The sequence below is a fragment of the Paucibacter sediminis genome (assembly GCF_030254645.1).
Taxonomy (GTDB): Bacteria; Pseudomonadota; Gammaproteobacteria; order Burkholderiales; family Burkholderiaceae_C; genus Paucibacter_B; species Paucibacter_B sediminis.
In genome coordinates, this window is record NZ_CP116346.1 from 890,377 (window position 1) to 905,000 (window position 14,624).

Genomic DNA, 14,624 nt, shown 5'->3' on the forward strand with positions numbered 1-14,624 from the left:
CCAGGCGGCCGGCCTCAGATGGGCACGGCCGTGGTGTTCTTCAGGCGGTCCAGCACAAAGCTGGTCTTGCAGTCCTGCACGCTGGGGTGCTTGAGCAGGGTCTCGGTGATGAAGCGGGAGTAATGCTGCATGTCCTGCACCAGCACGCGCAGCAGATAGTCCATCTCGCCGGTGAGGGCCGCGCATTCCACCACCTCGGGCCAGGTCTGCACCGCGGCGCGGAACAGGTCCATGGGGTTGCGCTTGTGGCTCTCGGTGTGCTTTTCCAGCCGCACATTGATATAGGCCGTCAGCCCCAGGCCGACATGCTCGGGGCTCACCAGGGCCACATAGGCCGCGATCACGCCCGCCTCTTCGAGCCGCCGCACGCGCCGCAGCACCGCCGAGGCGGACAGATTGACCTGCGCCGCGAGGGCGTCATAGGTCACGCGCCCGTCGAGCTGCAACGCCCTCAAAATGCGCTTATCAATGGCATCGAGCTGGGTTTCCTTGTCCATTTCTGCATTTTTGCAGTTTTCCTGCGCGCGAAAACAAAAGTCGCGCGCCAATCGCATGAATCCTGCAGGCCCCTGGACCTACAGTCTTGACCCATCGCAAGACATCCGCTGCAGGAGACAACATGGCATTCACTCCCTGGGACAACCCAATGGGCACCGACGGCTTCGAGTTCATCGAGTTCGCCGCGCCCGATCCGGCCGCGCTGGGCAAGCTGTTCGAAACCATGGGCTTCACCGCCGTGGCCAAGCACCGCCACAAGAACGTGACTTTGTACCGCCAGGGCGAGGTGAACTTCATCATCAATGCCGAGGGCGACTCGTTTGCCCAGCGCTTTGCGCGCCTGCACGGCCCCTCGATCTGCGCCATCGCCTTCCGCGTCAAGGACGCCGCCTTCGCCTACCAGCGCGCGCTGGAGCTCGGCGCCTGGGGCTTTGACAACAAGGCCGGCCCGATGGAGCTGAACATCCCGGCCATCAAGGGCATCGGCGATTCGCTGATCTATTTCGTCGACCGTTGGCAGGGCAAGAACGACGCACCCGCCGGCGCGATCGGCAACATCAGCATCTACGACGTGGACTTCGTGCCCCTGCTGGACGCCGAAGGCAAGCCGGTCCCGTCCAAGCCGGTGGGCCATGGCCTGACCTATATCGACCACCTGACGCACAACGTGTTCCGCGGCCGCATGAAGGAATGGGCCGAGTTCTACGAGCGCTTCTTCAACTTCCGCGAGGTGCGCTACTTCGACATCGAGGGCAAGCTGACCGGCCTGAAGTCCAAGGCCATGACCAGCCCCTGCGGCAAGATCCGCATCCCCATCAACGAGAGCAGCGACGACAAGAGCCAGATCGCCGAGTACCTGGACCTCTACCATGGTGAGGGCATCCAGCACGTGGCGCTGGGCACCGACGACATCTACGCCACGGTGGAAGGCATGAAGGCGACCGGCGTGGTGTTCCAGGACACCATCGCCACCTACTACGACCTGGTGAACAAGCGCCTGCCCCAGCATGGCGAGAACCTCGAGGAGCTCAAGCGCCTGCGCATCCTGATCGACGGCGCCGCTCACGAAGGTGCGCCGCACGAGTTGCTGCTGCAGATCTTCACCAAGGAAGTGATCGGGCCGATCTTCTTCGAGCTGATCCAGCGCAAGGGCAATGAGGGCTTTGGCGAGGGCAACTTCAAGGCCTTGTTCGAGAGCATCGAGCTGGACCAGATCCGCCGTGGCGTGCTGAAGGTCGACGAGCCCATCTGAGCGCCGGCGATCGAGCCGCGCCGCGAAACGCCTTGAGCCCTGCGCTCAAGGCGTTTTTTCTTGTGCGTCCTGCAGCAACGCCATCACTGCGGCGCGCAGGCCGGCGTGAAACAGCAGGTCGAGGTGGCCGCAGGCCTGCACGTGATGATTGCGCGCGCCTGGCAAGGCGGCGGTGCCGGCCGGGCAGACGATCTGGTCGGCATGACTGAAGAAGCAGTCGAAGCGCTGGTAGTGCTGCGCCTGCTCCAGCTGCGCCAGCGTCGCCAGCCACGGCGAGTCGCGGCGCATCTGTCGGGCATTGGCCGCCGATGAGAAGCGCGCCATCAGCGTGCCCGCATGCGGCGAGCCCAGGGTGACGATGCGGTGCACGCGGCTGCCGTCATGCCCCGCATGGCGCCACCAGGCACGTGCGGCCAGCCCACCCATGCTGTGCGCCACGATGATGGGCGCACGGCCGCTGCAGACCTCAAGCCGCCGCAGCGCCGCGTCGATGGCCGGCACATAGGCATCGATGCTGCCGAACGCCGGCTCCAGCGTGAGCGCCATGAAGGGCTGGCCACGCTCGCGCAACTGGCGCATCCAGGGATTCCAGAGTCCGCGGTTGCAGGTGAAGCCGTGCAGCAGCAGCACGCCGCGCTGCGCGCTGTGGGTGGGCAGATGGTCGGGCTCGGCCCGGTCGGCAAAGGGCTGCTGCCAGCTGAACACGCGCTCCAGTGCGCCGCATTCGCGCCACCAGGCGGCGATGGCCTGCCAGCGCCCCAGGCGCGGCACGCCCGCGGCAAGCGGCAAGCCGCGCAGCCAGAAGAACACCGGCAGCAGCGCGATCTGTTGCAGCATCAAGGTCGCAAGGGCCAGGCCGAGCCCCTGCCAGACGCCCCAGCGCGGCAGCGCCCAGGCCAGCGCCGCCGCGGCAAGCATGAGGCGCAAGCCCAGATGCAGGCGTTGCCAGCGCGCATTCACTCCCGCCATCTCGACGCCCTCCTCTAAGCTGTGAGCCAGTGTAGGCCGCCGGCAGCGGCACAATTTGAGTCCAGACTCTGAAGGTGGTCGATGCAAGCCGAGATCCTGGGTTTCCTGCAGCAAGTGGAGGCGGAGCGCCGGCGCCGCGCGGCCGACCCGGCCCTCGAGGCCCGGGTACAGGCCGTCAAGAGCTATCAGCAGGCGCGCTTTTCGCGCAGCTATGCCGACCTGCTGGCCAGCACGCGCTATGCCGGCGCCGCGCGCTTCTTTCTGGAGGAACTCTACGGCCCGGGCGATTTCAGCGAGCGCGATGCGCAGTTCGCGCGTGTGGTGCCGGCGCTGACGCGGCTGTTCCCCGCCGAGGTGGTGAAGACGGTGCGCCTGCTCGCCGAACTGCACGCCATCTCGGAGCAGCTGGACAGCGCAATGGCGGGCCAGCTGGCCGTGCCCCAGCTCTCGGCCCAGGGCTATGTGAGGGCCTGGCAGGCGGTGGCCCAGCCACGCTACCGGCAGCAGCAGATCGACCTCACCATGGCGATCGGCGCGGCCCTGGATGGCTACACGCGCAAGCCGCTGCTGCGCCAGGCCTTGCGCATGATGCGGGGCCCGGCCAGCGCGGCTGGCCTCTCGGCCCTGCAGCATTTTCTGGAGACCGGCTTCGACACCTTCAAGGCCATGAAGGGCTCGGGCGAGTTCCTGGCCTGCGTGCGCGAGCGCGAAGAGGCGTTTGCGCGGGCCTTGTTCGCTGCCGACGCGGGCGCGCTCGAACTATCTCGCCCCGCTTGTCCCACAGGTGACGATCCACTAGGGCAACTCCCCTAGCTGCGCAGGGCCCGCAACGCTGACCATCGGAGATCGCCGCCGACTACAAGACGAGGAGACATGGCCGCAGTACTCGCAGACAAGCCCTGGTTGAAGAGCTACCCCGAGGGCGTTCCGGCGGAGATCCGCACCGACACCTACCGTTCACTGGTGCAGTTGCTGGAAGAAGCCTTCCGCAAGCATGCCAAGCGCGACGCGGCCGCCTGCATGGAGCAGCGCCTGAGCTTTGGCGAGGTGGACGAGATGTCGCAGGCGCTGGCCGCCTGGCTGCAGGGCAAGGGGCTGGCGCGCGGCGCGCGCGTCGCCATCATGATGCCCAATGTGCTGCAGTACATGGTCGCCATCGCCGCCATCCTGCGCGCCGGCTATGTGGTGGTGAACGTCAATCCGCTCTACACGCCGCGCGAGCTGGAGCACCAACTGAAGGACTCGGGTGCCGAAGCCATCATCGTGCTGGAGAACTTTGCCGCCACGCTGGAAGAGGCGATTGCCCACACCGATATCAAGCATGTGGTGCTGGCCTCGCTGGGCGACCTGCTGGGCTGGTGGCGCGGCCCGCTGATCAATTTCGCGGTGCGCCATGTGCGCAAGATGGTGCCGGAGTTCCGCTTGCCCACCGGTGCCGGCCACAGCGTCACGCGCTTCAACAAGGCGCTCGACGAGGGCCGCGGCATGCGCATGAAGCCGGTGGAGGTGGGCGCCGACGACGTGGCCTTTCTGCAGTACACCGGCGGCACCACCGGGATCTCCAAGGGCGCCACGCTGCTGCATCGCAATGTGGTGGCCAACATCCTGCAAAGCGAGGCCTGGTTCGGGCCCATGCTGGCCCGCATCGGCAATAAGCAGCTCACGACCGTCTGCGCCCTGCCCCTGTATCACATCTTCGCGCTCACGGCCTGCTACATGCTGGGCGCGCGGCTGGGCATGATGAACCTGCTGATCCCGAATCCGCGCGACATCCCCGGCTTCATCGCGACGCTGCAGCAGTATCGCGTCAATATGTTCCCTGCGGTCAACACGCTCTTCAACGCCCTGGCCAACGAGCCCTCGTTCGCGCGCCTGGATTTCAGCGAGCTGGTGATCTCCAACGGCGGCGGCATGGCGGTGCAACAGGCCACGGCGGAGAAGTGGCTCAGCATCACGGGCTGCCCCGTGGTGGAGGGCTACGGCCTGTCGGAAACCGCCCCCGTCGCCACCATCAACCGGCTCGACCTGCACGACTTCAATGGCTCGATCGGCCTGCCCGTGCCCAGCACCGAGATCGCGATCCGCGACGACGCCGGGCAGGACGTGCCGCAGGGCGAGCGCGGCGAAATCTGCATCCGCGGCCCACAGGTGATGGCGGGCTACTGGAACCGCCCGGACGAGACCGCCAACGTCATGTATGCGGACGGCTTCTTCAAGAGCGGCGACATCGGCGTGATGGACGCCGCGGGCTTCATCCGCATCGTCGACCGCAAGAAGGACATGATTCTGGTCTCCGGCTTCAACGTCTATCCCACCGAGATCGAGCAGGTCGTCAACATGCATCCGGGCGTGCTGGAATGCGCCGCCGTGGGCATCCCGGACGCCCGCTCGGGCGAGACCGTCAAGCTCTATGTCGTGAAGAGCGACCCCGCCCTGGCGGAGGAAGACCTCAGCGCCTTCTGCCATGACCAGCTCACCGCCTACAAGCGCCCCAAATACATCGAGTTCCGCGACGAGCTACCCAAGAGCAACGTCGGCAAGATACTGCGGCGCGAATTGCGCAGCTGACGATGGCGGCCGCGCACGCCTTGCTACCGCCCCAAGTACGCGTGCTGGAGCGGGGCTGGCTGTCGTCCAACTCGATCCTGCTCTTGGGCGACCCAAGCGCCGGGCCCATCCTGATCGACACCGGCTACGCCAGCCATGCCCAGCAGACCCTGGCGCTGGTCGCCGAGGCGATTGCCGGTGAAGCGCGCGGCCTGAGCCGCATCATCAACACCCATCTGCATTCCGACCACTGCGGCGGCAACGCGGCCCTGATGGCGGTCTATGGCTGCCCGGCCTGGATCCCGCCCGGCCACTACCAGGCGGCGCTGGACTGGAACGAGGCGCAGCTCAGCTATCGCCCCACCGGCCAGCAATGCCCCCGCTTTACGCCCACGGCCATGCTGGAGCCCGGCGCCTTGATCGAGCACGCGGGGCTGCGCTGGCAGGTCCATGCAGCGCCCGGACATGATCCGCATTCCCTGCTTCTGTTCGAGCAGTACTCGCGCACCCTTGTTTCGGCCGACGCCTTGTGGGAGCACGGCTTCGGCATCGTCTTCCCGGAAATCGAGGGCGAGGGCGCCTTCGACGAAGTGGACGCCACGTTGACGCTGATCGAGGAGCTGAATCCCCGCGTCGTGATACCCGGCCATGGCGCCGTCTTCGACAACGTGAGTGCGGCCCTGAGCGAGGCCCGCTCGAAGCTCGCCTTTTTCCGCAAGGAGCCGGCCCGGCATGCCAAGCACGCATCCAAGGCCTTGATCATGTTCCATATGCTGGAAGTGCGCGCGCAGTCTCGTCCCGATCTGCTGGCCTGGCTGCAAGAAACCCCGATCCAGCGCCTTATGTGGGAGCGCTATTTCTCAGAACAGCAGATGCAGGCATGGTGCGAGCGCGTGATTGCCGAGCTGCTGGCAGGTGGCGTATTGACCATGGATGAGCAGGAGCGGCTGTCGATCGCTTGATCGAATTTGCGGCCCTTAAAAGCAAAAACCCTCCGACTCATAAGAGGCGGAGGGTTTGCTTTGGATATTAGCCTGACGATGACCTACTTTCACACGGGAATCCGCACTATCATCGGCGCTGAGTCATTTCACTGTCCTGTTCGGGATGGGAAGGAGTGGGACCAACTCGCTATGGTCATCAGGCTTAACTGGTTGGCAAGTTGTTGCTGGAACAACTTACCCAATTTGTAGAGTTGCGCATTATACAAGGGCGTTGGCTCTTGCGCGCTTCGAATCAGCTTTGATTTTGATTGCGTTCAATTCAGACTTCTGAAGAACAGCATAACTTGTGCTTACCTCAATAAGCTCTGACTTGCTCTTTCGAACTGTCAAAGTTATAGGGTCAAGCCTCACGGGCAATTAGTACTGGTTAGCTTAACGCATTACTGCGCTTCCACACCCAGCCTATCAACGTCCTGGTCTCGAACGACCCTTCAGGGGGCTCTAGGCCCCGGCAAGACTCATCTTGAGACGAGTTTCCCGCTTAGATGCTTTCAGCGGTTATCTCTTCCGCACTTAGCTACTCGGCGATGCCACTGGCGTGACAACCGATACACCAGAGGTGCGTCCACTCCGGTCCTCTCGTACTAGGAGCAGGCTCTCTCAATCTTGCAGCGCCCACGGAAGATAGGGACCAAACTGTCTCACGACGTTTTAAACCCAGCTCACGTACCTCTTTAAATGGCGAACAGCCATACCCTTGGGACCGGCTACAGCCCCAGGATGAGATGAGCCGACATCGAGGTGCCAAACACCGCCGTCGATATGAACTCTTGGGCGGTATCAGCCTGTTATCCCCAGAGTACCTTTTATCCGTTGAGCGATGGCCCTTCCATACAGAACCACCGGATCACTTTGTCCTACTTTCGTACCTGCTCGACTTGTCAGTCTCGCAGTCAAGCACGCTTATGCCAATGCACTATCAACACGATTTCCGACCGTATTTAGCGTACCTTCGAACTCCTCCGTTACACTTTGGGAGGAGACCGCCCCAGTCAAACTGCCCACCATACACTGTCCCCAATCCCGATAAGGGACCAAGGTTAGAACCTCAAACACACCAGGGTGGTATTTCAACGTTGGCTCCATAGAAACTAGCGTCCCTACTTCAAAGCCTCCCACCTATCCTACACAGATCTGTTCAAAGTCCAATGTAAAGCTACAGTAAAGGTTCATGGGGTCTTTCCGTCTTTCCGCGGGGAGATTGCATCATCACAAACATTTCAACTTCGCTGAGTCTCTGGAGGAGACAGTGTGGCCATCGTTACGCCATTCGTGCAGGTCGGAACTTACCCGACAAGGAATTTCGCTACCTTAGGACCGTTATAGTTACGGCCGCCGTTTACTGGGACTTCAGTCAAGAGCTTGCACCCCATCATTTAATCTTCCAGCACCGGGCAGGCGTCACACCCTATACGTCGACTTTCGTCTTTGCAGAGTGCTGTGTTTTTAATAAACAGTCGCAGCCACCGATTCTCTGCGGCCTCATTGGGCTCCCCAAGTAAATGGTTCACCTACTAAAGGCACACCTTCTTCCGAAGTTACGGTGTCAATTTGCCGAGTTCCTTCTCCAGAGTTCTCTCAAGCGCCTTAGAATACTCATCTCGCGCACCAGTGTCGGTTTGCGGTACGGTCGTCTGTAGCTGAAGCTTAGTGGCTTTTCCTGGAAGCAGGGTATCACTCACTTCGTCTGCAAGCAGACTCGTTATCACACCTCAGCTAAGCCCTCCGGATTTGCCTAGAGGGCACGCCTACATGCTTGAACCAACTATTCCAACAGTTGGCTGAGCTAACCTTCTCCGTCCCCACATCGCACTACAGATCGGTACAGGAATATTTACCTGTTTCCCATCAGCTACGCATCTCTGCCTCGCCTTAGGGGCCGACTCACCCTACGCCGATGAACGTTGCGTAGGAAACCTTGCGCTTACGGCGAGGGGGCTTTTCACCCCCTTTAACGCTACTCATGTCAGCATTCGCACTTCTGATACCTCCAGCAGGCTTCACAACCCACCTTCACAGGCTTACAGAACGCTCTCCTACCACGTGCAATAAATTGCACATCCGCAGCTTCGGTAACTGGCTTAGCCCCGTTACATCTTCCGCGCAGGACGACTCGATCAGTGAGCTATTACGCTTTCTTTAAATGATGGCTGCTTCTAAGCCAACATCCTGACTGTTTTAGCCTTCCCACTTCGTTTCCCACTTAGCCAATTTTAGGGACCTTAGCTGGCGGTCTGGGTTGTTTCCCTCTTGAGTCCGGACGTTAGCACCCGGTGCTCTGTCTCCCAAGCTGTACTCATCGGTATTCGGAGTTTGCATAGGTTTGGTAAGTCGCCATGACCCCCTAGCCTAAACAGTGCTCTACCCCCGATGGTAATACTTGAGGCACTACCTAAATAGTTTTCGGAGAGAACCAGCTATTTCCAAGTTTGTTTAGCCTTTCACCCCTATCCACAGCTCATCCGCTAGTTTTGCAACACTAGTCGGTTCGGACCTCCAGCACCTGTTACGGTACCTTCATCCTGGCCATGGATAGATCACTTGGTTTCGGGTCTACACCCAGCGACTGATTCGCCCTATTCGGACTCGATTTCTCTACGGCTTCCCTATTCGGTTAACCTCGCCACTGAATGTAAGTCGCTGACCCATTATACAAAAGGTACGCAGTCACCCTTGCGGGCTCCTACTTTTTGTATGCATGCGGTTTCAGGATCTATTTCACTCCCCTCCCGGGGTTCTTTTCGCCTTTCCCTCACGGTACTTGTTCACTATCGGTCGATTACGAGTATTTAGCCTTGGAGGATGGTCCCCCCATATTCAGACAGGATTTCACGTGTCCCGCCCTACTCTATTCGCGCCTAGTTCCACAATCTGCATTTTTCATACGGGGCTATCACCCGCTGTGGCCGGACTTTCCATTCCGTTCTGATATACAAACTGCTAAAACGCGAGGGCTACTCCGATTTCGCTCGCCACTACTTTCGGAATCTCGGTTGATGTCTTTTCCTCGAGCTACTGAGATGTTTCAGTTCACCCGGTTCGCCTCGCATACCTATGTATTCAGTATGCGATACCTCTTGCGAGGTGGGTTTCCCCATTCGGAAATCTCCGGATCAAAGCTAATTTGCCAGCTCCCCGAAGCTTATCGCAGGCTATCACGTCCTTCGTCGCCTGTAATCGCCAAGGCATCCACCACATGCACTTAGTCACTTGACCCTATAACTTTGACAGCGCTGACTGCACTGTCGTCAAGGACTCGTACAGACTATCGTTCAGTCCATACGTTTATTGAGTATTCACGCGTTACGCCGTTCTTCATACCTAAGCAATTTCTTGCTCAGTTGAAGTCTATGTTGACGCAATCAAAATGCTACTAGCGGCACGGTGCTCCACCCCCTTTACGAGGCTTTGCTTTCCGCTAGCAGCGCTGATTCGACTCTACAAATTGTTAAAGAACAACAGCCAATAAAGACTGGCAAACCACAATAGCCCGAAGCCACTGTGGTTTGCCAACCTAGGAGTGAATTGGTGGAGGATGACGGGATCGAACCGACGACCCCCTGCTTGCAAAGCAGGTGCTCTCCCAGCTGAGCTAATCCCCCGGGATCTCTTTCAAGTTCTCACTTGAATCCGTGGTGGGTCTGGCTGGATTCGAACCAGCGACCCCCGCCTTATCAAGACGGTGCTCTAACCGACTGAGCTACAGACCCACGCGTTAATCTCGCGTGCCCCTGTCTCAGTAACGCTCGCCTTGGAGGCCAGCTCGGCAGGCTCACGCATTATTCACTCACTGTTGTGATACAGCCGATAAGTGTGGGCGCTTGAATTTGAGTCTATGTAGATCTCGCTGGTCACTTGCTGCATGCAACAAATAACTGCTCGACCATTTTCTAGAAAGGAGGTGATCCAGCCGCACCTTCCGATACGGCTACCTTGTTACGACTTCACCCCAGTCACGAACCCTGCCGTGGTAATCGCCCTCCTTGCGGTTAGGCTAACTACTTCTGGCAGAACCCGCTCCCATGGTGTGACGGGCGGTGTGTACAAGACCCGGGAACGTATTCACCGCGGCAAGCTGATCCGCGATTACTAGCGATTCCGACTTCACGCAGTCGAGTTGCAGACTACGATCCGGACTACGACCGGTTTTCTGGGATTAGCTCCCCCTCGCGGGTTGGCAGCCCTCTGTACCGGCCATTGTATGACGTGTGTAGCCCTACCCATAAGGGCCATGATGACCTGACGTCATCCCCACCTTCCTCCGGTTTGTCACCGGCAGTCTCATTAGAGTGCCCTTTCGTAGCAACTAATGACAAGGGTTGCGCTCGTTGCGGGACTTAACCCAACATCTCACGACACGAGCTGACGACGGCCATGCAGCACCTGTGTTCAGGTTCTCTTTCGAGCACTCCCAAATCTCTTCAGGATTCCTGACATGTCAAGGGTAGGTAAGGTTTTTCGCGTTGCATCGAATTAAACCACATCATCCACCGCTTGTGCGGGTCCCCGTCAATTCCTTTGAGTTTCAACCTTGCGGCCGTACTCCCCAGGCGGTCAACTTCACGCGTTAGCTACGTTACTGAGAAGAAACCCTCCCAACAACCAGTTGACATCGTTTAGGGCGTGGACTACCAGGGTATCTAATCCTGTTTGCTCCCCACGCTTTCGTGCATGAGCGTCAGTACAGGTCCAGGGGATTGCCTTCGCCATCGGTGTTCCTCCGCATATCTACGCATTTCACTGCTACACGCGGAATTCCATCCCCCTCTACCGTACTCTAGCCATGCAGTCACAAAGGCAGTTCCCAGGTTGAGCCCGGGGATTTCACCTCTGTCTTGCATAACCGCCTGCGCACGCTTTACGCCCAGTAATTCCGATTAACGCTTGCACCCTACGTATTACCGCGGCTGCTGGCACGTAGTTAGCCGGTGCTTATTCTTCAGGTACCGTCATTAGCCCTCTGTATTAGAGAAAGCCGTTTCTTCCCTGACAAAAGCGGTTTACAACCCGAAGGCCTTCTTCCCGCACGCGGCATGGCTGGATCAGACTTGCGTCCATTGTCCAAAATTCCCCACTGCTGCCTCCCGTAGGAGTCTGGGCCGTGTCTCAGTCCCAGTGTGGCTGGTCGTCCTCTCAGACCAGCTACAGATCGTTGGCTTGGTGAGCCTTTACCCCACCAACTACCTAATCTGATATCGGCCGCTCCAATTGCGCGAGGTCTTGCGATCCCCCGCTTTCACCCTCAGGTCGTATGCGGTATTAGCCACTCTTTCGAGTAGTTATCCCCCACAACTGGGCACGTTCCGATACATTACTCACCCGTTCGCCACTCGTCAGCTTAACCTGTTACCGTTCGACTTGCATGTGTAAGGCATGCCGCCAGCGTTCAATCTGAGCCAGGATCAAACTCTACAGTTCGATCTTGATTTACTCAACGGAATCGACTTAAACCATTTGCATAGTTCAAATCTAATTTCCGTGAGCGTTTAAAGTCTAAGAGACTTGATACTCGTCACCGAGCATCAAAACTCACCTTCAAACGCCCACGCTTATCGGCTGTGAATTCTTAAAGAACATCAAGCTGTCTGTCGACTTGCTTGGCGCTGATCAGCGATCAGCACAGAAGCGAGATTATTGACGATTTTATTACTATCGTCAACCCTTATTGCAAACTAATTTGCACGCTTCGGATCTGCGAGCACCAGGCCTGCGCCTGGCACATCAGCAAGTGCAAACACTCGCGAGTCGATCTCGAGAACGCTTGCATCTGCTGACACAGATGGAAACGCCCAGTCTTGCGACTGGGCGTCTTCGGATATTAGCCTGACGATGACCTACTTTCACACGGGAATCCGCACTATCATCGGCGCTGAGTCATTTCACTGTCCTGTTCGGGATGGGAAGGAGTGGGACCAACTCGCTATGGTCATCAGGCTTAACTGGTTGGCAAGTTGTTGCTGGAACAACTTACCCAATTTGTAGAGTTGCGCATTATACAAGGGCGTTGGCTCTTGCGCGCTTCGAATCAGCTTTGATTTTGATTGCGTTCAATTCAGACTTCTGAAGAACAGCATAACTTGTGCTTACCTCAATAAGCTCTGACTTGCTCTTTCGAACTGTCAAAGTTATAGGGTCAAGCCTCACGGGCAATTAGTACTGGTTAGCTTAACGCATTACTGCGCTTCCACACCCAGCCTATCAACGTCCTGGTCTCGAACGACCCTTCAGGGGGCTCTAGGCCCCGGCAAGACTCATCTTGAGACGAGTTTCCCGCTTAGATGCTTTCAGCGGTTATCTCTTCCGCACTTAGCTACTCGGCGATGCCACTGGCGTGACAACCGATACACCAGAGGTGCGTCCACTCCGGTCCTCTCGTACTAGGAGCAGGCTCTCTCAATCTTGCAGCGCCCACGGAAGATAGGGACCAAACTGTCTCACGACGTTTTAAACCCAGCTCACGTACCTCTTTAAATGGCGAACAGCCATACCCTTGGGACCGGCTACAGCCCCAGGATGAGATGAGCCGACATCGAGGTGCCAAACACCGCCGTCGATATGAACTCTTGGGCGGTATCAGCCTGTTATCCCCAGAGTACCTTTTATCCGTTGAGCGATGGCCCTTCCATACAGAACCACCGGATCACTTTGTCCTACTTTCGTACCTGCTCGACTTGTCAGTCTCGCAGTCAAGCACGCTTATGCCAATGCACTATCAACACGATTTCCGACCGTATTTAGCGTACCTTCGAACTCCTCCGTTACACTTTGGGAGGAGACCGCCCCAGTCAAACTGCCCACCATACACTGTCCCCAATCCCGATAAGGGACCAAGGTTAGAACCTCAAACACACCAGGGTGGTATTTCAACGTTGGCTCCATAGAAACTAGCGTCCCTACTTCAAAGCCTCCCACCTATCCTACACAGATCTGTTCAAAGTCCAATGTAAAGCTACAGTAAAGGTTCATGGGGTCTTTCCGTCTTTCCGCGGGGAGATTGCATCATCACAAACATTTCAACTTCGCTGAGTCTCTGGAGGAGACAGTGTGGCCATCGTTACGCCATTCGTGCAGGTCGGAACTTACCCGACAAGGAATTTCGCTACCTTAGGACCGTTATAGTTACGGCCGCCGTTTACTGGGACTTCAGTCAAGAGCTTGCACCCCATCATTTAATCTTCCAGCACCGGGCAGGCGTCACACCCTATACGTCGACTTTCGTCTTTGCAGAGTGCTGTGTTTTTAATAAACAGTCGCAGCCACCGATTCTCTGCGGCCTCATTGGGCTCCCCAAGTAAATGGTTCACCTACTAAAGGCACACCTTCTTCCGAAGTTACGGTGTCAATTTGCCGAGTTCCTTCTCCAGAGTTCTCTCAAGCGCCTTAGAATACTCATCTCGCGCACCAGTGTCGGTTTGCGGTACGGTCGTCTGTAGCTGAAGCTTAGTGGCTTTTCCTGGAAGCAGGGTATCACTCACTTCGTCTGCAAGCAGACTCGTTATCACACCTCAGCTAAGCCCTCCGGATTTGCCTAGAGGGCACGCCTACATGCTTGAACCAACTATTCCAACAGTTGGCTGAGCTAACCTTCTCCGTCCCCACATCGCACTACAGATCGGTACAGGAATATTTACCTGTTTCCCATCAGCTACGCATCTCTGCCTCGCCTTAGGGGCCGACTCACCCTACGCCGATGAACGTTGCGTAGGAAACCTTGCGCTTACGGCGAGGGGGCTTTTCACCCCCTTTAACGCTACTCATGTCAGCATTCGCACTTCTGATACCTCCAGCAGGCTTCACAACCCACCTTCACAGGCTTACAGAACGCTCTCCTACCACGTGCAATAAATTGCACATCCGCAGCTTCGGTAACTGGCTTAGCCCCGTTACATCTTCCGCGCAGGACGACTCGATCAGTGAGCTATTACGCTTTCTTTAAATGATGGCTGCTTCTAAGCCAACATCCTGACTGTTTTAGCCTTCCCACTTCGTTTCCCACTTAGCCAATTTTAGGGACCTTAGCTGGCGGTCTGGGTTGTTTCCCTCTTGAGTCCGGACGTTAGCACCCGGTGCTCTGTCTCCCAAGCTGTACTCATCGGTATTCGGAGTTTGCATAGGTTTGGTAAGTCGCCATGACCCCCTAGCCTAAACAGTGCTCTACCCCCGATGGTAATACTTGAGGCACTACCTAAATAGTTTTCGGAGAGAACCAGCTATTTCCAAGTTTGTTTAGCCTTTCACCCCTATCCACAGCTCATCCGCTAGTTTTGCAACACTAGTCGGTTCGGACCTCCAGCACCTGTTACGGTACCTTCATCCTGGCCATGGATAGATCACTTGGTTTCGGGTCTACACCC

Annotated in this window: 6 protein-coding genes, 2 tRNA genes and 5 rRNA genes (1 of these 13 running past the window's edge); 4 read left to right on the forward strand and 9 right to left on the reverse strand. The window is 57.8% G+C overall.

The window, feature by feature from the left end:
• Nucleotides 1-14 precede the first annotated feature (14 nt).
• Entirely contained in the window at nucleotides 15-497 is a 483-nt protein-coding gene (locus PFX98_RS04080) for an Lrp/AsnC family transcriptional regulator (protein ID WP_285233903.1), read from the reverse strand.
• 122 nt (nucleotides 498-619) lie between these two features.
• On the opposite strand from PFX98_RS04080, the gene hppD reads away from it, so the two are divergent.
• Nucleotides 620-1,750: a 4-hydroxyphenylpyruvate dioxygenase gene (gene hppD, locus PFX98_RS04085; RefSeq protein ID WP_285233904.1), complete on the forward strand. Its 1,131-nt coding sequence runs from the start codon at nucleotides 620-622 to the stop codon at nucleotides 1,748-1,750.
• Nucleotides 1,751-1,795: 45 nt separating this feature from the next.
• Here hppD and PFX98_RS04090 read toward each other — a convergent pair whose 3' ends face one another.
• On the reverse strand, nucleotides 1,796-2,719 hold the full coding sequence (locus PFX98_RS04090) for a PGAP1-like alpha/beta domain-containing protein (RefSeq protein WP_285233905.1): 924 nt from the start codon (nucleotides 2,717-2,719) through the stop codon (nucleotides 1,796-1,798).
• Nucleotides 2,720-2,800: 81 nt separating this feature from the next.
• Here PFX98_RS04090 and PFX98_RS04095 point away from each other — a divergent pair, with 81 nt between their 5' ends.
• From PFX98_RS04095 to PFX98_RS04105, 3 genes are read left to right on the forward strand one after another with little or no spacing between them, the layout of a single operon-like run.
• Complete coding sequence (locus tag PFX98_RS04095; RefSeq protein ID WP_285233906.1) at nucleotides 2,801-3,532, forward strand: DUF8198 family protein; 732 nt, start codon at nucleotides 2,801-2,803, stop codon at nucleotides 3,530-3,532.
• 60 nt (nucleotides 3,533-3,592) lie between these two features.
• Nucleotides 3,593-5,287 (forward strand): long-chain-fatty-acid--CoA ligase, encoded by a 1,695-nt coding sequence (locus tag PFX98_RS04100; protein ID WP_285233907.1) that lies wholly within the window; start codon nucleotides 3,593-3,595, stop codon nucleotides 5,285-5,287.
• 2 nt (nucleotides 5,288-5,289) lie between these two features.
• The gene (locus tag PFX98_RS04105) at nucleotides 5,290-6,228 is read left to right on the forward strand and encodes an MBL fold metallo-hydrolase (RefSeq protein WP_285233908.1); all 939 of its coding nucleotides are present in this window, start codon (nucleotides 5,290-5,292) and stop codon (nucleotides 6,226-6,228) included.
• Nucleotides 6,229-6,298: 70 nt separating this feature from the next.
• Here PFX98_RS04105 and rrf (PFX98_RS04110) read toward each other — a convergent pair.
• From rrf (PFX98_RS04110) to PFX98_RS04140, 7 genes are all read right to left on the reverse strand, one after another.
• Nucleotides 6,299-6,411: ribosomal RNA gene (gene rrf / locus PFX98_RS04110) — 5S ribosomal RNA — on the reverse strand.
• A gap of 195 nt (nucleotides 6,412-6,606) precedes the next feature.
• Nucleotides 6,607-9,486, reverse strand: a 23S ribosomal RNA gene (locus PFX98_RS04115).
• Nucleotides 9,487-9,796: 310 nt separating this feature from the next.
• Nucleotides 9,797-9,872 (reverse strand) — tRNA-Ala (locus PFX98_RS04120).
• Nucleotides 9,873-9,903: 31 nt separating this feature from the next.
• Nucleotides 9,904-9,980 (reverse strand) — tRNA-Ile (locus PFX98_RS04125).
• A 184-nt stretch (nucleotides 9,981-10,164) separates the two neighbouring features.
• Nucleotides 10,165-11,688, reverse strand: a 16S ribosomal RNA gene (locus PFX98_RS04130).
• Between the two features lie 403 nt (nucleotides 11,689-12,091).
• A 5S ribosomal RNA gene (rrf, locus tag PFX98_RS04135) occupies nucleotides 12,092-12,204 on the reverse strand.
• A gap of 195 nt (nucleotides 12,205-12,399) precedes the next feature.
• Nucleotides 12,400-14,624 (reverse strand): 23S ribosomal RNA (locus PFX98_RS04140) (it continues 655 nt past the right edge of the window).
• The 16S, 23S and 5S rRNA genes sit together here with 2 tRNA genes alongside, the layout of an rRNA operon.

What these genes read in the sequence shown, in the direction of transcription:
- PFX98_RS04100 (WP_285233907.1), top strand. Translation starts at nt 3,593, where the DNA reads ATGGCCGCAGTACTCGCAGACAAGCCCTGGTTGAAGAGCTACCCCGAG.
- PFX98_RS04095 (WP_285233906.1), top strand. Translation starts at nt 2,801, where the DNA reads ATGCAAGCCGAGATCCTGGGTTTCCTGCAGCAAGTGGAGGCGGAGCGC.
- hppD (WP_285233904.1), top strand. Translation starts at nt 620, where the DNA reads ATGGCATTCACTCCCTGGGACAACCCAATGGGCACCGACGGCTTCGAG.
- PFX98_RS04090 (WP_285233905.1), bottom strand. Translation starts at nt 2,719, where the DNA reads ATGGCGGGAGTGAATGCGCGCTGGCAACGCCTGCATCTGGGCTTGCGC.
- PFX98_RS04080 (WP_285233903.1), bottom strand. Translation starts at nt 497, where the DNA reads ATGGACAAGGAAACCCAGCTCGATGCCATTGATAAGCGCATTTTGAGG.
- PFX98_RS04105 (WP_285233908.1), top strand. Translation starts at nt 5,290, where the DNA reads ATGGCGGCCGCGCACGCCTTGCTACCGCCCCAAGTACGCGTGCTGGAG.